22 protein-coding genes are annotated in these 25,338 nt (G+C 58.4%); 12 read left to right on the top strand and 10 right to left on the bottom strand.

Annotated elements, in window-relative coordinates; translation table 11 throughout:
- Positions 1-285 precede the first annotated feature (285 nt).
- The 3 genes from JFT66_RS13410 to JFT66_RS13420 all read right to left on the bottom strand — a co-directional run bounded on the left by JFT66_RS13410 (position 286) and on the right by JFT66_RS13420 (position 4,330).
- Positions 286-2,772, bottom strand: a complete 2,487-nt coding sequence (locus JFT66_RS13410) for a TonB-dependent siderophore receptor (RefSeq protein ID WP_198859402.1) — start codon at positions 2,770-2,772, stop codon at positions 286-288.
- 105 nt (positions 2,773-2,877) lie between these two features.
- Complete coding sequence (locus JFT66_RS13415; RefSeq protein WP_198859403.1) at positions 2,878-3,828, bottom strand: FecR domain-containing protein; 951 nt, start codon at positions 3,826-3,828, stop codon at positions 2,878-2,880.
- On the bottom strand, positions 3,815-4,330 hold the full coding sequence (locus JFT66_RS13420) for a sigma-70 family RNA polymerase sigma factor (RefSeq protein ID WP_153838492.1): 516 nt from the start codon (positions 4,328-4,330) through the stop codon (positions 3,815-3,817). Before JFT66_RS13420 ends, JFT66_RS13415 begins: the two co-directional genes overlap by 14 nt.
- Before the next feature lie 179 nt (positions 4,331-4,509).
- Here JFT66_RS13420 and JFT66_RS13425 point away from each other — a divergent pair, with 179 nt between their 5' ends.
- The 3 genes from JFT66_RS13425 to JFT66_RS13435 all read left to right on the top strand — a co-directional run bounded on the left by JFT66_RS13425 (position 4,510) and on the right by JFT66_RS13435 (position 7,530).
- On the top strand, positions 4,510-5,142 hold the full coding sequence (locus JFT66_RS13425) for a LysE family translocator (RefSeq protein ID WP_153838491.1): 633 nt from the start codon (positions 4,510-4,512) through the stop codon (positions 5,140-5,142).
- Positions 5,143-5,650: 508 nt separating this feature from the next.
- Positions 5,651-6,661, top strand: a complete 1,011-nt coding sequence (locus tag JFT66_RS13430) for an L-tyrosine/L-tryptophan isonitrile synthase family protein (RefSeq protein WP_198859404.1) — start codon at positions 5,651-5,653, stop codon at positions 6,659-6,661.
- On the top strand, positions 6,658-7,530 hold the full coding sequence (locus JFT66_RS13435; protein ID WP_198859405.1) for a TauD/TfdA dioxygenase family protein: 873 nt from the start codon (positions 6,658-6,660) through the stop codon (positions 7,528-7,530). The genes JFT66_RS13430 and JFT66_RS13435 overlap by 4 nt, the downstream gene beginning before the upstream one ends.
- A gap of 2 nt (positions 7,531-7,532) precedes the next feature.
- Here the strand turns inward: JFT66_RS13435 and JFT66_RS13440 are convergent, their stop codons facing one another.
- Positions 7,533-8,534 (bottom strand): GlxA family transcriptional regulator, encoded by a 1,002-nt coding sequence (locus tag JFT66_RS13440; RefSeq protein ID WP_198859406.1) that lies wholly within the window; start codon positions 8,532-8,534, stop codon positions 7,533-7,535.
- Positions 8,535-8,622: 88 nt separating this feature from the next.
- Between JFT66_RS13440 and JFT66_RS13445 the strand changes: the two genes are divergently transcribed.
- Together JFT66_RS13445 and JFT66_RS13450 are read left to right on the top strand one after the other, a co-directional pair.
- Complete coding sequence (locus tag JFT66_RS13445) at positions 8,623-9,306, top strand: DJ-1/PfpI family protein (RefSeq protein ID WP_198859407.1); 684 nt, start codon at positions 8,623-8,625, stop codon at positions 9,304-9,306.
- A 442-nt stretch (positions 9,307-9,748) separates the two neighbouring features.
- A complete protein-coding gene (locus JFT66_RS13450) occupies positions 9,749-11,197 on the top strand; it encodes an FAD-binding protein (protein ID WP_034118991.1) in 1,449 nt (482 codons plus the stop codon).
- A gap of 49 nt (positions 11,198-11,246) precedes the next feature.
- Here the strand turns inward: JFT66_RS13450 and JFT66_RS13455 are convergent, their stop codons facing one another.
- The 4 genes from JFT66_RS13455 to JFT66_RS13470 form a co-directional block, all read right to left on the bottom strand.
- Positions 11,247-12,155 (bottom strand): alpha/beta fold hydrolase, encoded by a 909-nt coding sequence (locus tag JFT66_RS13455; RefSeq protein WP_198859408.1) that lies wholly within the window; start codon positions 12,153-12,155, stop codon positions 11,247-11,249.
- Positions 12,143-13,969: a glycoside hydrolase family 15 protein gene (locus JFT66_RS13460; RefSeq protein ID WP_198859409.1), complete on the bottom strand. Its 1,827-nt coding sequence runs from the start codon at positions 13,967-13,969 to the stop codon at positions 12,143-12,145. Before JFT66_RS13460 ends, JFT66_RS13455 begins: the two co-directional genes overlap by 13 nt.
- Positions 13,962-14,762 (bottom strand): glucose 1-dehydrogenase, encoded by an 801-nt coding sequence (locus JFT66_RS13465; protein ID WP_034118995.1) that lies wholly within the window; start codon positions 14,760-14,762, stop codon positions 13,962-13,964. Before JFT66_RS13465 ends, JFT66_RS13460 begins: the two co-directional genes overlap by 8 nt.
- A gap of 70 nt (positions 14,763-14,832) precedes the next feature.
- Positions 14,833-16,527, bottom strand: coding sequence for a hypothetical protein (locus tag JFT66_RS13470; protein WP_198859410.1), 1,695 nt, complete (start codon positions 16,525-16,527; stop codon positions 14,833-14,835).
- 80 nt (positions 16,528-16,607) lie between these two features.
- Between JFT66_RS13470 and JFT66_RS13475 the strand changes: the two genes are divergently transcribed.
- The 4 genes from JFT66_RS13475 to JFT66_RS13490 all read left to right on the top strand — a co-directional run bounded on the left by JFT66_RS13475 (position 16,608) and on the right by JFT66_RS13490 (position 21,081).
- Positions 16,608-17,003 carry a c-type cytochrome gene (locus JFT66_RS13475; protein ID WP_152612340.1) on the top strand — a complete coding sequence of 132 codons (396 nt, stop codon included), beginning with the start codon at positions 16,608-16,610 and terminating at the stop codon, positions 17,001-17,003.
- A 97-nt stretch (positions 17,004-17,100) separates the two neighbouring features.
- Positions 17,101-17,601 (top strand): sigma-70 family RNA polymerase sigma factor, encoded by a 501-nt coding sequence (locus tag JFT66_RS13480; RefSeq protein ID WP_034118997.1) that lies wholly within the window; start codon positions 17,101-17,103, stop codon positions 17,599-17,601.
- Positions 17,602-17,627: 26 nt separating this feature from the next.
- Positions 17,628-18,578 carry a FecR family protein gene (locus tag JFT66_RS13485; protein ID WP_198859411.1) on the top strand — a complete coding sequence of 317 codons (951 nt, stop codon included), beginning with the start codon at positions 17,628-17,630 and terminating at the stop codon, positions 18,576-18,578.
- Between the two features lie 97 nt (positions 18,579-18,675).
- A complete protein-coding gene (locus tag JFT66_RS13490) occupies positions 18,676-21,081 on the top strand; it encodes a TonB-dependent siderophore receptor (RefSeq protein WP_198859412.1) in 2,406 nt (801 codons plus the stop codon).
- Between the two features lie 534 nt (positions 21,082-21,615).
- On the opposite strand, the gene JFT66_RS30025 is transcribed toward JFT66_RS13490, so the two are convergent.
- Positions 21,616-21,897, bottom strand: a complete 282-nt coding sequence (locus JFT66_RS30025; RefSeq protein ID WP_198859413.1) for a hypothetical protein — start codon at positions 21,895-21,897, stop codon at positions 21,616-21,618.
- 29 nt (positions 21,898-21,926) lie between these two features.
- On the opposite strand from JFT66_RS30025, the gene JFT66_RS13500 reads away from it, so the two are divergent.
- The 3 genes from JFT66_RS13500 (at position 21,927) to JFT66_RS13510 (ending at position 23,961) form a co-directional block, all read left to right on the top strand.
- On the top strand, positions 21,927-22,424 hold the full coding sequence (locus tag JFT66_RS13500) for a hypothetical protein (RefSeq protein ID WP_152612342.1): 498 nt from the start codon (positions 21,927-21,929) through the stop codon (positions 22,422-22,424).
- Positions 22,425-22,713: 289 nt separating this feature from the next.
- Entirely contained in the window at positions 22,714-22,878 is a 165-nt protein-coding gene (locus tag JFT66_RS29755; RefSeq protein WP_080752957.1) for a type III secretion effector protein, read from the top strand.
- Positions 22,879-23,412: 534 nt separating this feature from the next.
- Positions 23,413-23,961: a hypothetical protein gene (locus tag JFT66_RS13510; RefSeq protein WP_034119002.1), complete on the top strand. Its 549-nt coding sequence runs from the start codon at positions 23,413-23,415 to the stop codon at positions 23,959-23,961.
- 24 nt (positions 23,962-23,985) lie between these two features.
- Here the strand turns inward: JFT66_RS13510 and JFT66_RS13515 are convergent, their stop codons facing one another.
- Positions 23,986-25,137, bottom strand: coding sequence for an MFS transporter (locus JFT66_RS13515; protein ID WP_034119003.1), 1,152 nt, complete (start codon positions 25,135-25,137; stop codon positions 23,986-23,988).
- Positions 25,138-25,338: the final 201 nt, after the last annotated feature.

A 25,338-nucleotide genomic window follows, 5' to 3' on the forward strand; every position in this document is an offset into this window, starting at 1 on the left:
GAGTGATGGCTAAATAGTGGCTCTCTTGAGGTCTTCTGTCAATGATTTGGCGTTTTGGCCCGCGGCCATCGATATCTCTCATAAGGCCTCCATGATATGACAGTTTGTTGACTTCTTATGATGGCTTTCAGAAAAATCGAGAATCGATGATGGCTTTTTGGAGTGTAGGAACAAATCTGGGGATTTTCCTGCTAGCCATAAAAGCTTTGTGACGGAGGGAGGGCGGGGGAGGGCAGTGTCGCACCAGAGCCGGGTTGTCGGCTCCGGTGCAGGGACTTGTGGGGCTTAGAAGTTGCCTTTGAGGCTTAGCGTCAGGTTGCGTGGCTCCCCGTAGAGATTGCCCCAACCCGCTGTGCCCACGGTTTGGTAGTAGGTTTTATCGAACAGGTTGTTGCCGTTGAGCGCCACGGTCCACGTGTCGTCCACCTGATACGCCAGGCGTGCACTCCACAACGCATACCCGGCCTGTTCCAGCTTGATGGTTTGCAGCCGGTAGTTGCTGCTTTGGGCGTTGACTCCTGCGCCGACTGTCCATTTCGACAGTGCACCGTCCAACTGGTAGTCGCCCCACAACCTGAGCATATGCCGTGGTACGTAGGTGTTGGACACAGCGCCTTCGGCGGTGCTATCGATGTTCTTCAGGTTTTTGGTTTGCGTGTAGGTATAGCCGCCGAACACTTGCAGGCGTTCAAGCAGTTCACCGCTCAACTCGGCCTCGACCCCCTGGGCGCGAACTTTGCTCGTGTCGGTATAGCAGTAACCGTCGGAAGAACTGCCGCAACGGGTCATGAAGTCTGTTTGAGCGGCGTTTTTTTCGATTGCGCGGAACACCGCCAGGGAGCTGTTCAGGCGTCCGTCAAACCATTCGCCCTTGATGCCCAACTCATAATTCTCACCCATTTTCGGCTTGAGGGCCGAACCGCTGACCGTGGCGTAGGAGCTTTGCGGCTGGAAGATATCGGCGTAGCTGGCATACACCGAAAGGTTGTCATTGAGGTCGTAGATCAACGCGGCAAACGGCGTAACTACGCCGGTTTCCTTGGTGCGAGCGTCTTGATCGGCCCACTCGTCCCAGGCCAGGTTCAGGGACTGGCGGCGGTTTTCGTACCAACTGACGCGACTGCCGACAACCAGCATCAAAGGCTCAGCCAGGCGCAGGCGCAAGGTGGCGTAGGCGCCGTATTGCGTGGCGGTCTCGTTGACGGTGCCGCCACGGTACATGTTGGGCCAGAAGGTATCGTCGGCAGGTTCCGGGAAGTGGTGATTGGGGTTGAAAACGCTTTGGCGCTGGGGCAGGTTGCGGATCGCATAGACATCGTCTTGGGTGCCACGACTGCCATTGGCGCCGAGGATCAACTCATGTTGCAGGCCAAACGCTTCAAATTGACCGTCGATATAGGCATCCAGGCCGTAGTCCTTGTGATCGTAGTTCAGCAGCGCGGCGTAGCTGCTGACGGTGGGGGCCGGGTCGCCATAGTCCACGGTGTCTTGGCTGGCAGCGTATTTGATATCTTGCAGGTTGCGGCTATGCACGGCGCTGACTTTGAGTTTCCAGGCGTCATTGAAATGGTGGGTCACATCAGCGAACAGCGTGGTGCGCTGGCTTTGCCAGTCGTTCCAGGCTTGGCCCAGGCAGGTGGAGCGGCTCAGGCCGAGGCTTTTACCGTCGCGGTAGCGCGGCAGGCCGCTCCAGCACGGGGTGGCGTCGACATCCTCATGGCTGGCACCGAAGCCTAGGGTGGTGTCGGGCGTGACATCCACGTCCAGGGCCGCGTAAAACGCTTGGTCCTGGCGCTTGGCAAGGTCCATGTAGGAACCACGATTCTGTTGACTGACCGACGCGCGGCCACGCACCGTGCCGCTGTCGTTCAACGGGCCGCCGGTGTCGAGTTCGGCGTGGTAGTTATCCCAGGTGCCCGCCGACAGCCTGAGGCTGGTGGTGGGGGTGGCCTGGGGCCGCTTGCGCACGAAGTTCACCGCACCACTGGCAGTGCCCGCGCCCTTGAGCATGCCGGCAGCCCCCTTGAGAACCTCCACTCGGTCATAAATCGCCATGTTCGCGCTGAAACTGTCGGCCTGTATGTAGTCCTTGCCGATGTCCAGCGGTACGCCATCGAACTGGTACTGGCCGAGCATCTTGAAGCCGCGGGAGTAAAAATACTTGCCGCCCATGGGCGACTCATAGCTGGTGATGCCTGGCGTGCGCTCCAGCAATTGGTCGATGGTGGTGATGTTCTGGTCATCCATCAGCTTGCGGGTCATCACGCTCACCGATTGCGGGGTGCGTCGCAGGCTGTGTTCGCCCTTGCCGATGGTCACTGCGCCAGTGGTGTAGGAACCGCTGCCTTCGGTGGTGGCACCCAGGCGCTCGCCGGTGACGGTGGTCGCGCCCAGGTTTAGCGCCGAGCCGTCTCGCTGCTGGGGCAACAGTAACCAAGCGTTTTGGCCCTGGCTCTGAGCCTGCAACCCCTGGCCTTCAAGCAACCGGCTCAGGGCCTGTTGTGGGGCCAGGGTGCCGCTCAGCCCAGGACTGCTTTTGCCGGCCACGCTGCCCGCGTCATACGACAGGCTGATACCGGCCTGCCGTGCAAATTGATCAAGGGCGCCGGCCAGAGGGCCAGGAGCAATACTCCAGGCGCGGGCCTGGCGCTCGTTGCCGGGTTCCTGGGCGCTTGCGGTATACGGCAGGGTGCTGGCCGCCACGCACGCGCCGAGGAGGGTGGCGTTGACGGCGTGTCTAAAAGGTGAACGTTTGGAGGGGAACGCTTGCATGACCGCGGGATGCTCCTGAGGGAAATGGACAACACCGGCCTGTTGATCGGCCTTTCCTTACAGGTCGAACGGCAATGAGAATTCACCTCATTTATTTCTAGTCAGTTAAACCCGAGCGGAGACGGACACCCAATAGCGGCTGCGGTAGGTCACATCGATGGGCAGCGATTGGGCCACCAGCTTCAGTACTTGATCGGTGTCATCCAGTTGATAGGTACCCGAGACCCGCAGCCCAGCCACCGCCTCGCTGCAACGCACCAACCCATTGCGGTAACGGCCCAGTTCGGCCAGGAAGTCATCCAGGCGCATATTCTGGGCGCTGATCACGCCGTCACTCCAGGCCCAGGGGTCAAGGCCGTTGGTGGGCGAGGGGCGTATGCCGCTACGGTTGAACAGCACCTGCTCGCCGGGCTTGATGACTTGGCGTGCGCTGGCGTCATGGCTGTCGGCAAACACCGCCACCGCACCCTTCTGCACGGCCAGTAGCGTACCTTGGGATTCTTCGCGCACCAGCAAGCGCGTGTCGAGGGCACGCAGGTAACCGTCACGGGTATGCACCCAGAATGGGCGGAGGTCGCCGCCGGTATTGACCAGTATTTCACCCTGGTGCAAGTTCACAAGCCGACCCTCGGCATTCAACGCGATATCAATGGCGCTGGCGCTGTTGAGCTGTACCTTGCTGCCATCGTTCAACGCCACCCAGCGCCGCTCGCCGACCGCGGTGCGGTAGTCGGCCAGCAGGGCAGGCAAGGGGGTGTAGTCGCGACCCAACCAGGTTAAGCCGGCAGCGCCGGCAAACAGCCCCAGCACCTTCAAGCCTTCACGACGACTGATGCGGTGGCGTGCGCCAGTGAGCGCATGGCGGCTTACCTGCGCTGACAGTTGATTGAAATCGTCATTCATTGTGGCCACTCGCTGCCACGCCTCTTGATGCGCAGCACTGGTCTGCAGCCACTTCTCAAAGGCCGTAGTGCTGGCGTCATCGGCGCTGTTGAAGCGCAGCTTGATCATCCACTGGATGGCCTGGTCCACCAGGCGCGGGTCAGAGCTCGGCATAACGCAACCGATAACAGGCATGCAGCGCCTTGGACAGGTCGCGCTCCACCGTGGCCTTGGAAACGCCCAGGCGCAGGGCGATCTGTGGGCAGGTCAGGCCATCCAGTTGCGCCAGTAGGAATGCCTCGCGCACCCGAGGCTTGAGCTGGTCGAGCAAACGGTCGATGCGTTCCAGGCTGTCGAGGATCAGTAGCCGGGTTTCTTCGCTCGGCACCTCGACTTGCGGGAAGTGCGTCAGGCTTTCCAGGTAGGCGCGTTCCAGCTCGCGGCGCCGGTACTGGTCGATCATCAAGCTGCGCGCAATGCTGCTCAAGTAAGCCCGCGGCTGTTGCAGGGTTTGTTGCGCGCGCGCGTTGAGCAGGCGCACGAAGGTTTCCTGCGCCAGGTCGGCGGCGTGTTCACGGCAACCGGTACGCCGGCTCAACCAGCCGCGCAGCCAGGAATGGTGGGCTTGGTAAAGCTGGCCGATGGCGGCAGGGTCCAGAGGGGGATCGCTCGACATGGTCATCCTGGCGCAGCAGGCTTAATTGATAATGTTTCGCATTCTAGACGTTGGTCGTGGTAATGAGCAATCATCGCTGCGGTGAAGCAACAAGGCCGCTGAAATTGTATCCCGCACAATTTTTTGTTTGTGTCAGTTGCGCTGATTAACCTGCAGGCTTTGTCGGCGGATGACTGGCCATGATTGATCTTGCAACGTTGGCAATTTTTTCAGGCGCGGTTTTACTCCTGCTGTTGTCGCCCGGGCCGAACATGGCGTTTGTCATCAGCCAAGGCGTACTCCACGGCTGGCGTGGCGGTGTGGCCTCTGGCCTGGGCATCGGCGTGGCGGACTTGATACTCACGGCATTGACCGCCACCGGGGTGACCGCCGTGGTCGCCAGTTGGCCGCCCTCATTCGACCTGATCCGCTACGCGGGGGTGGTCTATCTGTTGTGGCTGGTGTTCAAGACCTTGCGCAAAAAACCTCGCCGGGCGGCTGCCAAGGTTGAGCCGGCGCGCCTTGGCCTGGTGTTCTTGCAGGCCGTGCTCAACAGTCTGCTCAACCCCAAGGCGCTGCTGTTCTTCGTGGTGTTTTTACCGCAGTTCGTGCGCCCCGAGGCAGGATCCATTGCTGGGCAGCTGTTGGTGTTGGGAGGCATCCTGACGTTGATCGCCGCCGTATTTCACATACTCCTGGGGATTTTTGGCGGTGCCGTGAGCCGCTTTTTCAGCGCCCGCCCAGCGGGCGCCGCCCTACAGAAGTGGGGGCTGGCAAGTGTATTGATGGTGTTGGCGATACGCCTGGCGCTGATGTCGCGGCCCACCGCATAAAAATGTGTGTAGGTATTTTTCGTTCAGGCCTGGTAACAAATCAGCGAAAGCGTCAGCGGAAATTTCATATCGCTCGTATTGTAAATATATTAACAACTTGAAATAAGTCAGCCCGAATAAACACGATACTCAAAATTCTTACATATTCTTTTGCGGTTTTTGTTTTTTACAGAAATCAAGCCTCAGCATGTGTTGTAAAAAAATAATTCCATTAGCTGCCGCACTTTAAGTTATGGCGACTGACACGGTGGTTTAAAAAAATCGCCAGAAACCTAAGCCGTTTCCTACATGAGAAAAACGTTTATACCCTGATGTATCTGCCCTCGCGCTACCTGCCAGTATAGGTTTCAAAATGTTTATCTGCGATTGCTTGAAATATAGTTAACCTATTAACTATGTCTCACGCCTAGCGACACATGGCGCTAAGCATCGGTATTGAACACTCGGAAATTAAATTTCGCGCCTCTCTACAAAGTTGCGTGTTACGGGCAATTAATAGGTATCTAAAATGAATAATCCCTCGTTCGACATCTCGGTAAACATCTTGAATGAAATCCTCAAAGTACATCGTCGTGATATACAGAGTGATAAATCGGATATGCACAGTCATGAACTAGAGCTGATTCGGTCTGTACAGATTCCGCGGATTCAGCACTTTGTGGAAGCGGGAAAACCTATTGAATTCGTATTGCCGGCTTTCCCCGCCAAATCACCCAACCCCGGCAAAGTAATCGGCCGGCTGCCCGATCTGGCAGAACGGCTTTCCTTGCAGTCCCTGGATAAATTGTGTGCTGACATCCAGCGTTTCTATACCCCGGGGGCTCATCTGACTATCTGCTCGGATGGCCGGGTGTTCGGCGATGTGATCGGTGTCGACGACAATGATATCAGCCAGTATCAGGCGGTTATCGGCCGGCTCATCGCGCAAAAACACGCCGATCATCTGCGGCTCTATAACCTTGAAGACTGCACTCGGTTCAACGCGCCCAGCCGTGACTTTGATACGTTGCGCCAATTGATGATCGATAACCATGCTGATTCGTTGTTTGCAATCAAGAGCACACTGATGAAGTCTGATGAAGGCGTGGCGTTATACCGTGCAATCTCACGCTTCATGTTCGAAGACGGCCTGACTCCGGACTACTCCGGAAGCCGAACGGCCTTGCAGCGAAAAGCCAAACTCATGGCGGTTGAAGTCATTCAACGCAGTTGGGCGTGGGGAGATCTTCTGGCAAAAGAGTTTCCACACGCAATACGATTGTCCATTCATCCGCAAGCACCCAGCAGCCTTAAGATCGGCATTCATATGATGCCAACACACGATTGCTGGATAACGCCCTGGCATGGCATAGCGGTAGAGACGGGCGGGCGGGTTGTATTGATGAGTCGCAAGAACGCACAACTCTGTGGTGCCCGGTTGGTGATGCAGGACGGCCAGCCCAGTCACTATGTTATGGCGGCTTCTCAAGTCGACGAGTTAACCCCAGCCATCGTGCAATGGCAGGGAGCGCACGCATGATGGACTTGAACCTGCATCACCTGATCACGATGACACCACTGCCAGGGGCCCATGGCTCGCCTGAGTTTGGCGTAATGCTGACTGCTCGGCGTGAGTTGCATATTGGGCAACTGTCACCGGCCTGGTTGCGCATGCTGGTGTACAGCCATCAACTGGTGATCCTTCGCGGTTTCGAAGGTTTCAACTCGTCCGAGAGTTTCAGTCGTTATTGCGCCTCGTTCGGCGAAATCATGATGTGGCCTTTCGGGGCAGTGCTGGAGCTTGTGGAGGCCCCTATGCCCGATGACCACATTTTTTCCAATAGCTATGTGCCTTTGCATTGGGACGGAATGTATCTGGATACCGTGCCCGAATTCCAGATCTTCCACTGTGTCAATGCGGGCGATTTCGCCCACGGCGGCTGCACCACGTTTGCCAGTACCCCTCAGGCATTACGCATTGCATCGCCTGAAACGCTGGACTTGTGGGGCCGGGCACAAGGCAGCTACAGCCGGACCGTCAAACTTTACAGCAACCAGGCTCAAGCGCCGATCATTAACATCCACCCACGGCGCGAGTTTCCAGTACTGCGGTACTGTGAACAGCCGCTCGCAGGCGACAGTAGCTTTATCAACGCGTCGCAATATGAATTCAGTGGAATTGAAGCCAGTGAGCAATCCACGTTGCTCGACAGCCTTCACGCTGCGCTGCATGACCCCAGCGTTTACTACGCACATCAATGGCAAACCGGGGATGTGTTGCTGACGGACAACTTCAGCCTGCTCCATGGCCGTGAGGCTTTTACCCACGGTGGGGGACGGCATTTGCGTCGGGTGCATATCCACAGCACCCCGCCATTGCGCAACCCGCACATTCCATCGGCCGCGTGACGTCATGCTTCGCAACGCAACGCAGGCATGTCTGGCGCGCACACACCTGAGAATCGCTGTCGATAGGTCTGCGGCGTGACGGCCAGTATGCGAAGAAAGCTGCGGCGCATGGTTTCTTCGCACTTGAATCCGCATTGTGTAGCGATTCGCTTGATCGGCGCATCGCTATCGGCAAGGCGCCTTCTTGCGGTTTCTACCCGTAACAACTCCACCGCCCGGGCGGGTGTCTGTCCGGTGTCGGCGCGGTAATGGCGGATAAAGCTGCGTTCACTCATCCCGGCCTGCGCCGCCAGGGTTGATATATTCAGGTCCTGCGTCAGCCGCTCAGCAATCCAGGCGTGCAACTCGGTAAAACGGCTACTGCTGTTCTGCAGCGACAACGTCACGCTGAATTGGGATTGGCCGCCCGGGCGTTTTAGAAACACCACCAGATGCCGTGCGATCTCCAGAGCTACCGCACGGTCCAGGTCTTGCTCCACCAGCGCCAAGCACAAATCAATCCCGGCCGTGACGCCGGCGGAGGTCCACAATGCCCCTTGCTGGACGAAGATAGGGTTGGTCTCAACCTGCAATTTCGGATATTGGCGGGCCAGTTCCCCACAGCGCGTCCAGTGGGTTGCCACACGACAGCCGTCGAGCAGACCGGTGGCCGCCAGTAGGAAGGCGCCGGTGCACACCGAGACTGTTCGACGCGAATGGGCGGCTTTTCTGCGCACCCAATCCACCAGCGCAGCGTCCTCGGCGGCACCATACACGCCCCAGCCCCCGGCGATCACCAGGGTATCGCACAGCGCATCGATCGCCGGCAACGGCTCAGCCACCAGCGCCAGGCCCGCGGACGTCATCACCGGTGCCGCCTGGGCAGCCACCACATTGACCGCATAGGGCACGCACAAACCTTGCTGTCGCGCCAGGTCGTTGGCCGAAGCAAAGACTTGCAGTGGGCCGGTAACATCCAGCACCTGCGCATTGGGGAAGGTGAGCACATGAACGATTCTTGGCATGTTGGCGTGATTCGTGGGCGGAATGGCGTGTAGGCCAAATCCTGAATCACTAGAGTGAAACCGTCTACTCCCTTACAGGAAAATCGGCATGACTCTACAGATTGGCTTTCTGCTATTCCCTGGCATCCAGCAACTGGACCTGACTGGCCCTTACGACGTTCTCGGTTCTCTGCCGGACGTAAAACTGCATCTGGTGTGGAAGGATCTGGCGACCGTGACCTCCAGCACGGGACTGGTGTTCACCCCGACGATAACCTATGCCGACTGCCCGAACCTGGACGTGATCTGCGTACCCGGCGGCGCCGGTGTCGGCCCGTTGATGGAAGACCCCCAGACCCTGGGTTTCCTCAAGGACCAAGCCCATACCGCACGCTATGTCACCTCGGTGTGCACTGGCGCGCTAGTACTCGGCGCAGCGGGTTTGCTGCGCGGGCGCAAGGCAACTACGCACTGGGCTTACCATGACCTGCTCGCCGCGCTCGGTGCCACTGCGGTTAAGGCGCGAGTGGTGCGCGATGGCAACCTGCTGACCGGCGGCGGTATCACCGCCGGGATCGACTTTGCCCTGTCCCTGGTAGCCGACCTGTACGGCGAGGCTGCCGCGCAACTGGTGCAGTTGCAGATTGAATATGCACCCGCACCCCCTTTCTATTCGGGCAGCCCGCAGACTGCGCCCGCGCATGTGCTGGCGCAGGCGCTTAAGCGCACGGCGCAATCGCATAAGGACCGTGCAGAGATCGTGGCACGTGCCGCTGCGCGTCTGGACCGCTGAGATAACGGTACGCTTGATGGTGTGAGCCTGAAACGAACTTTTCCTGGCTCACGCTGACACGGGGTATTGTTATTGAATTAAATAAGACGTTGCCTATAGATGTCGACTTTTATATTGGCCCGCGCGCAGAGTGAACTAAGAGTTTTGCGAGCCAAGCAGTAAAAAAGTCGATTGATTAAATGTCTGTGCTGCAATGTTCGGCCAGTTACAAATTTTAAGTATCATTTGCGTAATTGAAGACAAGTTTAAGTAACTTATGATGGTCGGCCCATTGTGAGAGGTCGGCCATCATGCCGATGAGTACTTTCAACTTGATCAAGGCGATTGCCAGCCAATATCGTCTATGTAATATAAATCCTACGTTCGTAGGTCTGGTTGGTTTTCCAATACTTCGCTGTTGTGAAACGCCTGTTCGTATCAACGCCTGCCGTGGAGTTCGTCCATGATGGCGCAGAAAACTGATGTCGTCATTATTGGAGCGGGCCCTGTGGGGCTTATGTGTGCCTATCTCGGTCGCCTATGTAACCTCGAGGTAGTGATCATCGATAAATCGCTCGAGCCCTTGCAAGTGGGTAGGGCCGATGCGCTCAACGCCCGTACTTTGCAATTGTTCGAGAGCGTTGGTCTGTTCGACCAGTTGCATCCTCTGGGCAAGCCTTGCAATACCAGTTCGGTATGGGCAGACGGGAAGTTTGTCTCGCGTAAGTCAGCCTGGTGGGACGAATTGGAAGGCTGTTTTCATAAGTATTATCTTATGCTCGGGCAATCGTTCGTCGAGCAGGCACTGGACGAGCGGATCAAGACGTTGGGCTGCCCGGTCCACCGTCAAACCTCCGTGCGTGATATCAAAATCCTGGAGGAGGGTTGCATGACGACACTGTCGACAGGCGAGACCATCCAGTCGGAGTTCGTCATCGGTGCCGACGGTTCCCGTTCGTTTGTGCGTGATTGGTTCAATGTGCCTTTCGAGGTGACCTATCCGCAGCTGATTTGGGCGGTGCTGGATGGCATCGTCGACACCGACTTCAATAAGGTGCCGGAAATCATCGTCTTTCAAGCCGAGACCTCGGATGTGGCGTGGATTCCGCGGGAGGGCGAGATCGACCGCTTTTACGTGCGCATGGATACCCAGGACTTTACCGTCGAACAGGCCGTTGCAAAGATCAACCGCGCAATGGCGCCACACACCTTGCGATTCAAGGAACTCGTTTGGTCTTCACAGTTCACGGTGCGCGAGTCAGTGGCGCAACACTATGCAATCGAGGGCAAAGTCTTTATCGCCGGTGACGCCTGCCACATTCATTCGGTCAATGGCGGCCAAGGCTTGAATACCGGTTTGGCTGACGCCTTCAATCTCATGTGGAAGATGAGCATGGTGTTGAAACACGGTGCGTCGAAGGCGTTGTTACCGACCTATGAGCAGGAGCGTAAGCCGGTTGCCCTGGGTGTGATCGAGACGTCCGGCGAACTGGTGCGCACTACCAAGTACTCGGCCCAAGGCACCCACGCAGAGGACTATCTGAAGGTTGTCGAGCGGCGCGCAGGCTTTATCACAGGAATGGGTATTCGTTACGGCCAGCACGACCTCGATGGCCAGCGGTTGCTCGATTTCAAGCTTCGCGAACCTGTCAGTGGCGAACTGACCGCTACCCGCATTTATTCCCTGCTCGACTATCGGTTTTTCACCCTGCTGGTGTTTGGTGACGCGCCGATAACCGCGGATCTCCCTGCCTACGTCAAGCAGATCCAGATTAATGATGAAAGCAGCCCCTACGCCAATCAACTGATCCTGGTTCGGCCCGATACGTATATTGCGGCGTCTTCTGCCCTGAACGACCTTGCACCGATAACGGCTTATCTGGATTCAGTGGTGTACCCGCGCACGACATGACGCCATCCCGGTGCGCAAAGCAAGGCAGCTATAAAAGTACCGGGTGGTATCAAGCCAGCAATTCCAGCAGCGCATCAAGGGTGGCCTGGGGCGCTTCCTGGGGAATATTGTGCCCCACACCTTTCAATATCCGGCGCCGATAAAAGCCGCTGAAATGTTCTGCGTCGTCGTCCTCTTCAGGGGCTGGGCCCACTCCATCATCGGCGCCACACAGCGAAATGCTCGGCACGCTGATCGGCGGTTGCAGCGCCAGTGCCTGCTCGATGGTTTCCAGGGCCGGGTCGCCGGGGGCATACATGAAACGATGGCGATAGGAGTGGATCACGACCGCGACAAAATCCGGGTTATCGAACGATGGCGCGGTTTTGCCATACAGGCTCGGCCCTTCGACCCAGGACGGTGACCACAGCGACCACAGCAGTTGGCAAAGCTCGCGGCGGTTGGCGGTCAAACCGTCGACCCCGCGCTGGGTGTGAAAGTAGTACTGGTACCACAATCGATGCTCAGTTTCCGGTGTTCTAGGCTTGAGCGACTTGGCGATGTCCTGAATGTTGTAGCCATCGCCGGTCATTAACCCGCGTACCCGTTCCGGCCACAGCGCCGCGACAATACACGCGGCGCGCCCACCCCAGTCAAACCCGGCGAGGGTGGCCTGCGGGATCGCCAGGGCATCCATGAAATCCAGCAAATCCTTGGCCAGCGCTGCCTGTTGGCCGGAACGAATGACCTGAGCGTTGATAAACCGCGTCGGCCCATAACCGCGTAAATACGGGACCAACACCCGATAACCACGCTCGGCCAGCACGGGTGCGATCTCGTCGTAGCCGCGCGGGTCGTAGGGGAAGCCATGCAACAGGATCACGGGCTCACCCTCGACAGGGCCGTGGGTTTCGTAGGCTACCTCGAGCATGGGCGTGCGCACATACAACAGCGGGGTAGGGCGGCTCAGGGTTGCCATACGGTCTTCTCCCCGCTGAGCTTGCGGTCCAGGAACGTCGCTGCACTGATCAACGCCAAATGGCTCAAGGCCTGAGGCGTATTGCCCAGGTGCCGGGCCTGGCTGTCGAACTCTTCGGCGTATAACCCCAGCGGGTTGGCGTAACGCAGCAATTGTTCGAATTCCAGATGGGCTTTTTCCACCTGCCCGGCGCGGGCCAGGCATTCGACATACCAGAACGAGCAGGCGGCAAACGCGCCTTCGGTGCCTTGCAAGCCATCGATCTGACTGTCGTCGTTGCGGTAGCGGTAGACCATGCCGTCGCGCACCAGGCTTTTCTGGATCGCTTCCAGTGTCGACAGCCATCGCGGGTCGGTCGCCGCGACGAAGCGCACCAGTGGCATCAACAGCATCGAACCGTCGAGCGCAGTGCTGCCGATATACTGCACAAAGTGCCCACGCTCCTCGTTCCAGAAATTGCTCCAGATGTCGGCGTAGATCGCCTGGCGCGTCTGGTCCCAACGCGCGAACGGGGCCGGCAGTGAACGTTTAGAGGCCAGTCGGATGGCACGGTCCAGGGCCACCCAGCACATCAGGCGCGAATGCAGGAAGTGGTGCTCTTCACCGCGCATTTCCCAGATGCCTACATCCTTGCGGTTCCAGATCTCACACACTTGGTCGGCGACGTCCACCGTATGTTTCCAGCCTTCGTGGGAGATGGCTTCGCCATACTTGTTGACCAGGTACACCGCGTCCATCAGCTCGCCGTAGATATCCAGTTGGATCTGGTCGAACGCTTCATTGCCCACGCGTACCGGTTGGGCGCCGCCGTGGCCACTCAAATGGTCGAGGGTGGTTTCCGGCAGTTCCTGGCGACCGTCGATGCCGTAGAGGATATTGATCTTGGTCGGCTGGCCGCAGCAGTCGCTGACCCGGCCTTTGAGCCAGCGCATATAGGCATTGGCTTCTTCGACAAAACCCAGGCGCATGAATGCGTAGACGGTGAACGAGGCGTCGCGGATCCAGGTGTAGCGGTAATCCCAATTGCGCTCGCCACCTGGGGTTTCCGGCAGGCCGAAGGTCGCAGCGGCGATGATTGCGCCGTGTTTGCGCGAGGTTAAAAGCTTCAGCGCCAGGGCCGAGCGGTTGACCATTTCGCGCCAGCGCCCACGGTAATTGGACTGAGAGATCCAGCCGCGCCAGAACTTCAGGGTGCGCTCCAGGTAGAGGTCCGTGCAATCGTTGATCACTCGCGGATCATCCTGGCCGCCGAGCACGAATTCGGCGCCTTCGTCCTGGGCCAGGGTGAAGCTGGCGACGGCTGCATCCTCTTCGAGGGTCAGCGGGTGACTGCCCACCAGGCGCAGGCCGGGCTGGCCGTCGGCGTTGAACAACACGCCGGTGTCGTCAGACCTGGCCTTAGTCTTGGCGCGGGCATAGTCGTGACGCACGGCGCAGCGCAGGTGCAGGGTAGCCTGGCCACTGACCACACGCACCCGGCGAATCAGCAGCGGCAGCTCGTCGACGTCTTCGCTGACGGCCAGCAGATCGGTGACCTCCACTACCGCTGCATCGCTGAGCCAGCGGGTTTGCAGCACGTTGGTGTCGGGCAGGTAAATCTGCTCGCGGCGGGCATTGGGCAAGTCCGGGGTGAGCTGGAACGTGCCAGCCTCGGGCGTGTCGAGCAGTGCGCAGAAGATCGACGGGCTGTCGAATTCCGGCCAGCAGAAAAAGTCGATGCTGCCCCGGTCGTTTACGAGTGCCGCACTGCGCATGTCGCCGATGATGCCGTGGGCATCGATGGCGCTTTGGGGTTCTTTCTTCAAGTCAACCATTGCCACGAAACTCCGGATACAGGCTCATGCCACCGTCAATAAACAGCGTACTGCCGACCACATAATCAGACGCATCGCTGGCCAGCCACACCACCGCATTGGCCACGTCTTCCACATCCCCGACGCGGCCATAAGGAATCAATTTGAGCAGCTCTTTTTCCGCCGCGCCTTCAGTGGCCGCACGGTTGATCGCCGTACGAATGGCCCCCGGCGCAATGCCGTTGATGCGAATTCGTTGCTCGCTGACTTCCTGGGCCAGGGTGCGCATCAGCATCTCCACGCCGCCCTTGGATGCGGCGTAGTTCACATGCCCGGCCCAAGGGATGATTTGATGCACGGAACTCATATGGATGATTTTGCCGGCGGCGCGGGACACGCCGTCCCGAATGCCCTGGCGATTGAAAATACGCACCGCCGCACGCGCACAGAGAAATTGCCCGGTGAGGTTGACGCCGATTACGGTGTTCCAGTCATCAAGGGTCATGTCGACCAGGTTGGCGTCTTTTTGCAGGCCGGAGTTGGCCACCAGGATATCCAAGTGGCCGAAGGCGTCGAGCGTCTGGGCGAACAGGCGTTCGACGTCAGCCTCTTTGGATACGTCGCCACCGATGGCAAGTGCCCGGCCGCCGTTGGCATTGATCTGCGCGGCGAGGGCCTCGGCCGGTGCCGCCTGGGAGTTGTAGTTGAGCACCACCGCCGCGCCCGCTTCGGCCAGGGCTTTGGCCGCGCCCGCACCAATGCCGGAACTGGCGCCGGTGACCAGGGCCACTTGTTGCTGCAAGGAAATCTGCATCGCCCACCCACTGTGTTTATGAGAGTCCTTTCAGCTGACTGGCGGCGGGCAGTGGAAGTTCACCGGCAGCTCACAGGCCCAGGCCGTGGGCGACAACGGTGAGCGCGCCGTTGCAGGCTTGTCGCCTGACCCTGGCGGCCGTATCGAACCGGGACAGGTGTTGAAACAGCGGATCGGCTATGTAGGTATCAATGGCCGAATCCGGATCATGCGGACTGGGAGGCGGCCCTTCGCGCGCAGCAGCCGGCCGGTTAATGATTTGCCCGTCGAGCATGCCGATTTCTACCGCGGCCCTACCTGCCATCAGGTTTACGAACGTGTGCATGTCATACAGCAGGATGCCGTTCTGCAGTGACCACATATCCATGCTGCCGACATTGTGTAGACCGACGGGGATGATGCGGTCGCATTCGGCAGGTGTGAGCCCGTTGCTGATCAGGCATGCCCGCGATTTCTCATCATCACGGGCAAGCAGCACCAGGTTCTCCAACTGCCGAACCAGGTTACCCAATCCGCTTGAGGGCTCTCTGAGCAGGCTGAGCCATCCCAGTAAGCCGCTATGGGAGCGCTTTTTGAGGTGTTTGAGCTGTACGCCATAAATCTGGCTGTGCACGTGATCCCTGATGAAGAAATCGACATCCACTTCAACGGCATTGTCTTTTGTGTGGTGTTGCAGCAGTTCGAAATCGAGCACTTCAATATGAGCGCAGCGTTTGAGCCGGTTCACCAGGTAGGCCTTCTGAGCATCTGATGTGGCCTTGCCGTGCCAATTGGTGCCCAGCTTTATTTCTGCGAGTTTTTCGGCTGTCTCGATGGCGCCACTCGCCAAATTGCGCGTTCCCAGTACCAGCCCGCCTCCAGAGAAATCGAAAAGCCGGTCAACCACGGGGAGTTGCGTTTGAATTCGATGGACATGTTCGTAGACCTGCGTAATGCCCTTTTGCGCGGCGTGGCGATGATCGAAGGGTGGGGTTCCAGGATGCTGTGTTGCATGGACCGCGTGAATGATCATCAGCAGCAAGGGTTCAAGTTGATCGAATAATAGGCCGGCCACGGGACCATAGTCTGGCGGCAGCCGCCAATGCTGGGGAAATAGAGTCAGTGCCGATACCCTGGCATTTTGCAGTTGGTTTCGTCGAGCCGGGTCGGCAGCCACGATGGCAAGGCTTTGGATGGCCAGCGAGGCGGACGCAAGAGATGCCTGTTCCAGGGCTGAACCAAACCATACCCTGCGAAGGTGCGCGCGCATGGCGTCCGATGACGGCGTGATGGTGCAATTGCCAGTCTCGTCAACGGTTGCCCTGGCGATGCCCAGGATGACCAAGGCCAATAGTTCTGAAAGCCAGACGCAGTGGCACGCCAGGCCGACAGTGTCTTGTGAGGATGGAGCACCCTGGGGGTCGCATGGCATTGTCGACAGCACGGTTTCAAGCAGTTGCAGGTCGTACAGTCGCGCAACATCGGTGAGGGTTCCGTCGGGTAGAGGTGCCGTGTCGAGGGTGGTTTGTATCTGGGTTTGCTGCAGCCACACCTCGCGGGATTTCCACAGTGTGGTCGTGCCAGTGAGTGGGAGCTTCTGCGCTAGCATCGCCTGCATTGGGTACAGCCGTTCGACCAATGTCTGCACGCCTGGGCATTGATCGGTCAGGGAGGTGATGAGTATTCGATTTGGCTCGCTCAAACAGAACTTATGCGGGTAAGTGCTGACGTTGCAGGCAAGGCGTAAAGCATGGTGGCAGCGGGTGTCGATAAAAGGCGTGTGCATAGACGTAGCGCTCGGCCGCAAGGGGAGTGTTATCGTATTATGCTGAAAATAAAGGGAATACAAGGGGCGAGGGAATGTATATGCCGACAGGCACCGGACGCGTGAATATCGTACTCATCGGCCTATCCGCAGTTTTATCACTGGCTCAAGCATCAGGGGCCTTTGCGGAAAACATCAATGGCAAGACGCTCTACTTACAAAGGTGCGCTGTGTGTCATGGGCTCGATATCAAAGCGACAGGGCCATTGGCTAAAAAAAGCAATCCTCCAACGCCTGACCTTACAACCACCGTTTTCAAGAAACGACTCAGTGATTATCCAGGCGTTATCGTGTCGTCAATCATACTTCGCCCAAATGGAAATCTGATTCCAAAGACGTTGCAGGAGAACGGTGTAAAGATAGCGCCGCACGCGTGGAGCGTTAAGGATTTACGAGACCTGCATCAGTACATGAGTGATGTCATTTCAAAAAAATAACGCTCTTGATAGGGGATAGGGTGCAGCGACAGGCAGCAATTGCCCTGCTTAATAGGAAGCATTACTATTCACGCCCCGCCTTCCCAGTGCATCCGCGATGATTCCCCAGCCGCCCCGCAGAACAGGCTTTTTCGAGCACTACGAAGAGTTGATCGGAACCTGGACGCGCCGCCTGAGAAACCGTCAGCAGGCCGAAGACCTGGCCCATGACACCTTTGTGCGAGTGCTGGAGTCGAGTACCAGCGAGGTTGCGCAACCGCGCGCCTACTTGCATCAAACGGCGCGCAATATCGCAGTGGATGCCCATCGCCGCGAAGACCGCCGCGAGGCGCTGACGCTGCAAGCGGTTGATCACAGTGCGCCCCATAGCGGCGACCCGGAGCATTACATGCACGCGATCCAGTTGGCCGACTCCATCGAGCGGGCGTTGGCCGAGTTGCCGCTCAACTGCCGCAAGATTTTCATCTGGCAGAAAATCGAGGGACTCACCCAGCTGGAAATCGCCGAACGCCTGGGCCTGTCTAAAAATATGGTGGAAAAGTATATGATCCGCACCCTGCGGCATCTGCGTGATCGTCTGGATGCGATGGCGCCATGACCCGCTTTGAAACAGGATCTTCCACGATGGATACCCGTGTCCGTGATGAGGCCGCGCAGTGGTTTGTGCGCCTGCAGGACGGCCAGTTGAGCGCCGAAGAGCGTCAATGTTTCGATGCCTGGCGTGCTGAGCAGCCCGAGCACCAATATGAATTCGATGTGTTGCAAGGGCTGTGGAGCGCCACGGATCTGCTGCCCAAGGCTCGCTTGCAGGCCCTGTGTGAGGCGCCGGTCGAGCATCCCAAGCGCCGTGCGGTGTTGCGCTATGCCGTTGCCGCCAGTGTGGTCGCCGTTGCAGTGGGCGTGGGTTTATTCAGCGGGTTGGGCCAGCCAAAGTCGTACAGTGCCGAGTTCAGTACCCGGTTGGGCGAGCATCGCCAGGTGGCCTTGCCCGACGGTTCGGTGATGGACCTCAACAGTCGTAGCGTGGTTGCGGTTCACTATGAAAAAGGTCGGCGTGGCGTGGAACTCAAGCAGGGCGAGGCGATGTTCAGTGTCGAGCATGACGCCAGTCGTCCGTTTGTGGTGGCCGCCGGCGCAGGGCAGGTGACGGTTACCGGCACACGCTTCGATGTGCGTAGGGATGCTGACCAGACCCGCGTGGCAGTCGAGGCCGGCACGGTCAAGGTACAGGGGCGCCTGTTGGATCAGACGGTGATGCTCACCGCTGGTCGTGGCACCCATGTCGATACCCAGGGCCAAGTGGCGGCGGCCTACGCAGTGAATGCTGAAGAACTGACTGCATGGCGCACCGGCAAGCTGGTGTTCAACAACGCCACCCTGGGCGAAGTGGCGCGGGAAGTGTCGCGCTACCGTGAGCAACCGCTGCGCGTCAGTACCACAGCGGTGGGCAACCTGCGCCTGACCAGCGTATTCAAGTCCAACGATACCGACGCCTTGCTCAAGGCCTTGCCACACATCCTTCCCGTCGCCTTGCGTACCTTGCCGGACGGCAGCCAGGAAATTATTTCACGCTGACATTCAGGTTTTTTTCGAGTTCTTCGTCTTCTCCTGCAACTGCAACTGGTTTGCGTTAACAGCCGCGCACTCTTGCCATCACAGGACTAGGTTCGACGTGAAAAAACTCGCCCTCTACAACTATAAAGTTTCTCGCTGGGCGCCCCTGGCCCTGGCCCTGGCAGTCAGTACCGCGCTGCCTGCCGCGTATGCTGGTGATGGCATTCATATCCGCGCCCAATCCCTGGGCGCAGCCTTGAGCCAACTGGGCCAGCAGACCTCGCTGCAAGTGTTCTTCAGCCCCGACATGGTCGCCGGCAAGCAAGCCCCGGCGGTGGATGGCAACCTCACGCCCGAACAAGCCCTGCGCCAATTGCTGCAAGGCAGCGGCCTGGATTACCAGATCGATGCCGGCTCCGTGACCTTGCGCCCGGTAAGCAACGGCACCGGCGAGGCTGGCTCGCCGCTGGTGCTGGGCGTCACCGACATCAAGGTGGTGGGCGACTGGCTTGCCGATGCCGATGCCGCCGTGGTGCAAAACCACCCGGGCGCGCGTACGGTGGTGCGCCGCGAAGCCATGGTGGAGCAAGGCGCGATGAATGTCGGCGATGTGCTGCGACGTATTCCGGGTGTGCAGGTACAGGAATCCAACGGTACCGGTGGCAGCGATATTTCCCTCAACGTCGGTGTACGCGGCCTGACCTCACGCCTGTCGCCGCGCTCCACCGTGCTGATTGACGGCGTACCGGCAGCGTTCGCCCCGTACGGCCAACCGCAACTGTCGATGGCGCCGATTTCCGCCGGTAACCTGGAAAGTATTGACGTTGTTCGCGGTGCAGGTTCCGTGCGTTATGGGCCGCAGAACGTGGGTGGCGTGATCAACTTCGTGACCCGCGCGATTCCGGAGAAATTCTCCGGTGAAGTCGGCACCACCCTGCAAACCTCCGCCCATGGTGGCTGGAAGCACGTTGAGAACGCTTTTATCGGCGGCACTGCCGACAACGGCATTGGCGCCGCGCTGCTGTACTCCGGGGTCAATGGCAACGGCTACCGCAACAGCAACAACTCCAACGACATCGACGACGTGATCTTCAAAACCCACTGGGCGCCGACCGATCAGGACGACTTTTCGCTGAACTTCCACTACTACGATGCCAGTGCCGACATGCCCGGCGGCCTGACCCAGCAGCAGTTCGACGCCAACCCCTACCAGTCGGTGCGCGATTGGGACAACTTCAGCGGCCGCCGCAAGGATGTGTCCTTCAAGTACATCCGCCAGATCGACGACCGTACCCAGGCCGAAGTGCTGACTTATTACTCCGACAGTTTCCGTGGCAGCAACATCGCCAACCGCGACCTCAAGACCATCAGCTCTTACCCGCGCACCTACTACACCTTCGGCATCGAGCCGCGGGTGTCACATGTGTTCGACGTGGGCCCGAGCACCCAGGAAGTCAGTGTTGGCTATCGCTACCTCAAGGAAGGCATGCACGAGCAAGCCACCAGTCTCAACCTGGTCAACAACGTGCCGACGCCGGGCGGGCAGAGCGATGGCCATGTGTATCAGGACCGCACTGGTGGCACCGAAGCCAATGCGTTCTACATCGATAACAAAATCGATATCGGCAGGTGGACCATTACCCCGGGCATCCGCTTTGAAGACATCCGCACCGAATGGCATGACCGTCCCGTCGTGGCCCTGAACGGCAAGCGTACCGAGGAGAAACGCCGCGAGGTCCACAACAACGAACCGTTGCCGGCCCTGAGCGTGATGTATCACGTGTCTGACGAATGGAAACTGTTCGCCAACTACGAAACCTCGTTCGGCAGCCTGCAGTACTTCCAGCTGGGGCAGGGCGGCACCGGCAACCAGACCGCCAACGGCCTGAACCCGGAAAAAGCCAAGACCTACGAGATCGGTACGCGCTACAACGACAGCGTCTGGGGCGGCGAAGTGACGCTGTTCTACATCGACTTCTCGGATGAGCTGCAATATGTCAGCAACGACGTGGGCTGGACCAACCTCGGCGCCACCAAGCACGCAGGTATCGAAGCGTCGGCTCACTACGACCTGTCCAACCTCGACCCGCGCCTCGATGGCCTGACCGCCAACGCCGGCTTCACCTACACCAAGGCCACCTCTGAAGGTGACGTGCCATTCAAGGGCCGCGATTTGCCACTGTACTCCCGTGAAGTGGCGACCCTGGGTCTGCGCTACGACGTCAACCACTGGACCCACAACCTGGACGTCTACGCCCAGTCCGGCCAGCGTGCGCCAGGTACCGGCACCACCTACATCACCCAAGGCACCGCTGACGGTCAATACGGTGATATCCCAGGGTATGTCTCAGTCAATGTGCGCAGTGGTTATGACTTTGGCGCGCAACTGTCGAACCTGAAACTGGGTGTGGGGGTGAAAAACGTGTTTGATCAGCTGCACTACACGCGCTCCAGCGACAACAACTCCGGGATATACCTGGGTGAGCCGCGTACGTTTTTTGTACAAGCAAGCGTCGGATTCTGATCTTTAGCTGATAGGAAAAATCGCAGCACAAGGGCTGCGATTTTTTTTGCTTGGGCAAGGCGTGCCACCCATTTATTGCTGGAAGACCACCGCCTGCCAATCTGTTTCCTACACCTGCACAGCACATATTGTTGCTGGATCAGGAACTGGTTCCGACACAAAACCACATAGGGAAGAGCTGATGGGCTTCGACGTTACGTTGGAGCGACAAGCCGAAAATTGCGCCCACTGTAATGGAGAAACTTATGTCGGTATCGATGTCGGATACACCCCTACCTACTTCATCAACTTCTGGCCTCCCACAGGCCGATGCCAAAACGGAGTCTAAGGTCAGTCGCGAGGCGCCTGCCGCGCCTTCTTTCAAGGGGCAGAATGCGGCCAACGTCAATTTCCAATCGCAGGCAAACAAGGGCGGACCGATGTTTGGTTCTGATCAGTCACCAGCAGGCAGTACCGACGCCCTTGCTCGTCACTATAACGCTCCTGCGAAGCAGAGCTTTCTGGATCACTTCAAGCAGTGTAGCAGCCATTGGTTTACTGGGCATCGGCCACCCACGCACCCTGGATGCGGCAATCCGCCGGCAAGGCCGAATCCTGGCTGGAGTAACCCACCGCCAAGACCGAACCCCGGTTGCAGTAACCCACCGGCAAGGCCAAATCCTGGCTGGAGTAACCCACCGCCAAGACCGAACCCCGGTTGCAGTAACCCACCGCCAAGGCCGAATCCTGGCTGGAGTAATCCACCACCACGACCAGACCCCACTGCAGGCAGGCCTTACCCGGTGGCGCCAGGCAGGCCTGATCCGCAGTATTCACTCAAGAGTCGTGAAGAGCTGGTACAGCAGTTGCGTGATAGCTACCCAGCTTTCCTGGATCCCAATAACCCAGGGTATATCAGTGTTGACAGTATTCTTGCGATGGCACAAAGAGGTTGGTCATCTAATCCCGCCATGCGCGAAAACATTCGCTTGGCCAATGCGCTGCTGCGGGATCCGGAATTGATCGCAACCCTTATCCGGAACAGCGCCACGGGTGCATCGGGCAATCTTGTTGATTGGAATGGCGTGAACTCGGTTCTCCATGGGCAAAACTACTTCAAGTACAAAACTGACAAGGAGCTTGCCGGTGAGATGATTGAGCATTACAAAGAGTTGAAAGGCTGGGGATTCAGCCTGACAGTCAAAGATATGCGAAAGCTGGCTAGCCAAGCCCTGACGGGCGATGCTGCCAAGGATCACCTTAGACAGTTGGCCCAGGAATTTCTTAATCGCCCTGAATTCATCGCGTGTGTCACTTCTGGCGGCAAAGTCAGCCTCAAAGCACTGTATTCGGCTTCCCATTGACTGATCTTCGGGCGTCGTAACAAGTGGGCGGCGCCTTACTCAATTGTTTGAGGAACGGCTTACGCTCATTTGCCACATAGGTGGTACCAGCGGTGGTGATTAACGTGCCGCTCTTGAGATTTCGAGTGAGGGAAAACATATGACTTCAACCTCGTTTAATTCCCCCAAACCCGGCCGCCTTGAACACCTATGCAGTACTCAGCGAGCCAATTTCGCGGTCTCTGAGGAGGGCGCAGCATCACGAGGCCTGCCCCTCCCGTCGAGGGCGTATGAGGTTGAGACCCGGCGCATGAAGGCCTTCGCCGGCCAGCGCAAATTCCAGGCCCCCGTTTCCGATGACTTTTCCCGGGGATTGCTCTCGGCCAAGCAGTCGCCGAGTGAAAACGCCGAGCCAAAACACACCGGCCTGATCAATAGCCTGACGGCCTGGTGGCGTCGGCAAATGCAGGGTTAACTCAGCCCTCGACAACGTTTTTACATGTTGTCATGGCTATTAGCTGATCTTCCGGAACTGTCGTGATCTTCCAGCCACACATGAGGTGCTCGTCTGGCTGGAATTCATTCGACAGTTGCAGCTTTTTGGCAGCGCTCGCCAGGCAAGTCCGGATCCTGAATAGTGGGAAGTGAAGCATGACAATCAATAGCGCAATACCTCGCAGCCTGCTACCTCCCGTGAGTGGGCAAGAGGTGCAACCGACTTCGCCACCACCGATTGATCATTTCGCTCATGGGGTGAGCACATCGGATGCACTGTCGCGCCGGCCAGCGGTGCTATCAAGCGCCTTGTCCGCGCTGCGTTCCCATCGATTGCAAAATGCGCCGGACATTCGCGTGAATGCGATCCCTCCAGGCTCGCACTCAACCGATAGCCAATTAGTGGCCGAGTTGGAAAAAGGCTTTGGCGAGCTGCACGCTTATTTCAAAGAGGGGCGTGGGTCGCAGTCTTCCCTTCTACAGGTCGCTGCGCAAAGACTGAGTGGAGAGTAATGTGCGAGATCGCCTGATCCTGGTCGTCAGGGAGATTCTAAAACGCCCGTCCTTGAATGACGCAATCATGGATTGCGAAGGGTACATTACCCGCGACAGTCTCAGGATTGCTGCGACGACTTTGCGAGGTAACAGTTCTTCCGACACCTTCAGTCAAGACCCTTTCCATGGTCTGGACAATGCCGCGGTTGTTCGGGCTCTTCAAGGCTATTTCAAGCATCTGCGGGACGCGACCAAAGATCGCAGGAGCTTTTTTGAAGAATTCGAGTACGTGGAAATCGCCCTCCTCAAAGCGGTGATGAATGACCCTGATGAGGTTGATTCCCAGGGCCTGCCCATACTCGAGCCTTCCACCGGCCTACCCAGAAAGCAATACAGCGAGCACTGCGTCTACACGGCCAAAAACATCATTGAGCGTCCGGGCTTGTTACGCTCGTTGGTACATATAAATAGCATGCGCCTGTTTGGCCGGCTCAAATCTACGGAGTGGCTCAGCAATACAAGCCTGGAGCGCTGGCTGGAGCGATACAAGCTGCACAAAGCCAGGTAATACCGGCCTTGTGCACCGCGTGGTTTACACCTTGAGGATCTTGCCACTGATTGCCACACCGGCCAGCAATAGTGCGACCAATACAAACGCTGTACTCAGGCTGCTGCCATGGGCGATAAAGCCGATCATGGCCGGGCCGGCAAGAATGCCGGCATAGCCCAGCGTGGTGATAGCCGGCACAGCAATGTGTTCGGGCATGACCTTCTGCTTGCCCACGGCGGTGTACAGCACCGGCACGATATTCGAACATCCGGCGCCGACCAATGCGTACCCGAGCAGCGCCGTTTCCCAGGCCGGTAATAGCGTCGCGAGCAGCAGACCAGCACAGGCCAATGTGCCACCGATCACGATCACTCGTGTGGTGCCCAAACGTCGGACAATCGCATCACCGGTCAGGCGTCCAGCCGTCATGGTCAAGGCAAATGCCGCATACCCAAGGCCTGCATAAGCTTCATCCAAGCCGCGCTCGGCGCTCAGAAACACAGCACTCCAATCCAGTACCGCGCCTTCAGCCAGGAACACAATGAAACACAGGCAGCCGATAAACAGCACCACACCATGAGGCACCGCAAATGCCGGGCCTGAGCTTTCACTGCCATACGGCAACAGGTGCGGTGCGGCCTTGAGCAGTGCCGCCACCATGATAACCACGACCACCAGGGTTGCCTGCAATGGCGACAGGCCCAGGCCCAGCAACCCGGCCACTCCTGCCGCGCCGACAATGCCCCCCAGGCTGAACAACCCATGGAAACCCGACATCATGGTTTTGCCACTAGCGCGCTCAACGATCACGGCTTGCAGGTTGACGGTGGAGTCCACAGTGCCCAGGCCCGCGCCAAACAGGAACAGTCCAGCGATCAGCAACGGGATCGAGCTGACGGTGGCCAGCATCGGCAGGGCCAGGCAGATCATAAGTGTCCCTGCGGTAAGCACGCGTCGGCAGCCATAGCGCGATGCCAGTGCGCCCGCCGCCGGCATCGCGATGATCGACCCCACCCCCAGGCATAACAGCAGCAGGCCAAGCGTGCCTTCATTCAGGTTCGCGCGCGCTTTGGCATAGGGCACCAAGGGCGCCCAGGCGGCGATACCAAAACCGGCGATAAAAAAGGCGATACGGGTCGACATTTGTTCCAATCGCCCGGGAACCACGGGCGCTGGGGTGGGAATGGCAGTCATGAAAAATCCTTGGTTTTGCGTTCAACGAACGATGTCCGGCCTGACATCCTTGCACATCAGGCCCTCTCGAGCGAGCCGGGTTCCCGTTGCGTTCAAGATTAAAAGCACGGACTTCGAACATTATTTTTTACAAACGTGGAACGCTTGGGGCCTTGGTAACCACCCAGGAATTATCGAACGTGTAGGAGGTGGTCTGGAAGG

Origin of the sequence: Pseudomonas sp. MF6755 (assembly GCF_016405635.1) — a bacterium.
Classification (GTDB): domain Bacteria; phylum Pseudomonadota; class Gammaproteobacteria; order Pseudomonadales; family Pseudomonadaceae; genus Aquipseudomonas; species Aquipseudomonas haemolytica.

Coding starts and splice junctions, on each gene's coding strand:
- JFT66_RS13410 (WP_198859402.1), bottom strand. CDS start 2,772: ATGCAAGCGTTCCCCTCCAAACGTTCACCTTTTAGACACGCCGTCAAC.
- JFT66_RS13415 (WP_198859403.1), bottom strand. CDS start 3,828: ATGCCGAGCTCTGACCCGCGCCTGGTGGACCAGGCCATCCAGTGGATG.
- JFT66_RS13420 (WP_153838492.1), bottom strand. CDS start 4,330: ATGTCGAGCGATCCCCCTCTGGACCCTGCCGCCATCGGCCAGCTTTAC.
- JFT66_RS13425 (WP_153838491.1), top strand. CDS start 4,510: ATGATTGATCTTGCAACGTTGGCAATTTTTTCAGGCGCGGTTTTACTC.
- JFT66_RS13430 (WP_198859404.1), top strand. CDS start 5,651: ATGAATAATCCCTCGTTCGACATCTCGGTAAACATCTTGAATGAAATC.
- JFT66_RS13435 (WP_198859405.1), top strand. CDS start 6,658: ATGATGGACTTGAACCTGCATCACCTGATCACGATGACACCACTGCCA.
- JFT66_RS13440 (WP_198859406.1), bottom strand. CDS start 8,534: ATGCCAAGAATCGTTCATGTGCTCACCTTCCCCAATGCGCAGGTGCTG.
- JFT66_RS13445 (WP_198859407.1), top strand. CDS start 8,623: ATGACTCTACAGATTGGCTTTCTGCTATTCCCTGGCATCCAGCAACTG.
- JFT66_RS13450 (WP_034118991.1), top strand. CDS start 9,749: ATGATGGCGCAGAAAACTGATGTCGTCATTATTGGAGCGGGCCCTGTG.
- JFT66_RS13455 (WP_198859408.1), bottom strand. CDS start 12,155: ATGGCAACCCTGAGCCGCCCTACCCCGCTGTTGTATGTGCGCACGCCC.
- JFT66_RS13460 (WP_198859409.1), bottom strand. CDS start 13,969: ATGGTTGACTTGAAGAAAGAACCCCAAAGCGCCATCGATGCCCACGGC.
- JFT66_RS13465 (WP_034118995.1), bottom strand. CDS start 14,762: ATGCAGATTTCCTTGCAGCAACAAGTGGCCCTGGTCACCGGCGCCAGT.
- JFT66_RS13470 (WP_198859410.1), bottom strand. CDS start 16,527: ATGCACACGCCTTTTATCGACACCCGCTGCCACCATGCTTTACGCCTT.
- JFT66_RS13475 (WP_152612340.1), top strand. CDS start 16,608: ATGCCGACAGGCACCGGACGCGTGAATATCGTACTCATCGGCCTATCC.
- JFT66_RS13480 (WP_034118997.1), top strand. CDS start 17,101: ATGATTCCCCAGCCGCCCCGCAGAACAGGCTTTTTCGAGCACTACGAA.
- JFT66_RS13485 (WP_198859411.1), top strand. CDS start 17,628: ATGGATACCCGTGTCCGTGATGAGGCCGCGCAGTGGTTTGTGCGCCTG.
- JFT66_RS29755 (WP_080752957.1), top strand. CDS start 22,714: ATGAAGGCCTTCGCCGGCCAGCGCAAATTCCAGGCCCCCGTTTCCGAT.
- JFT66_RS13515 (WP_034119003.1), bottom strand. CDS start 25,137: ATGACTGCCATTCCCACCCCAGCGCCCGTGGTTCCCGGGCGATTGGAA.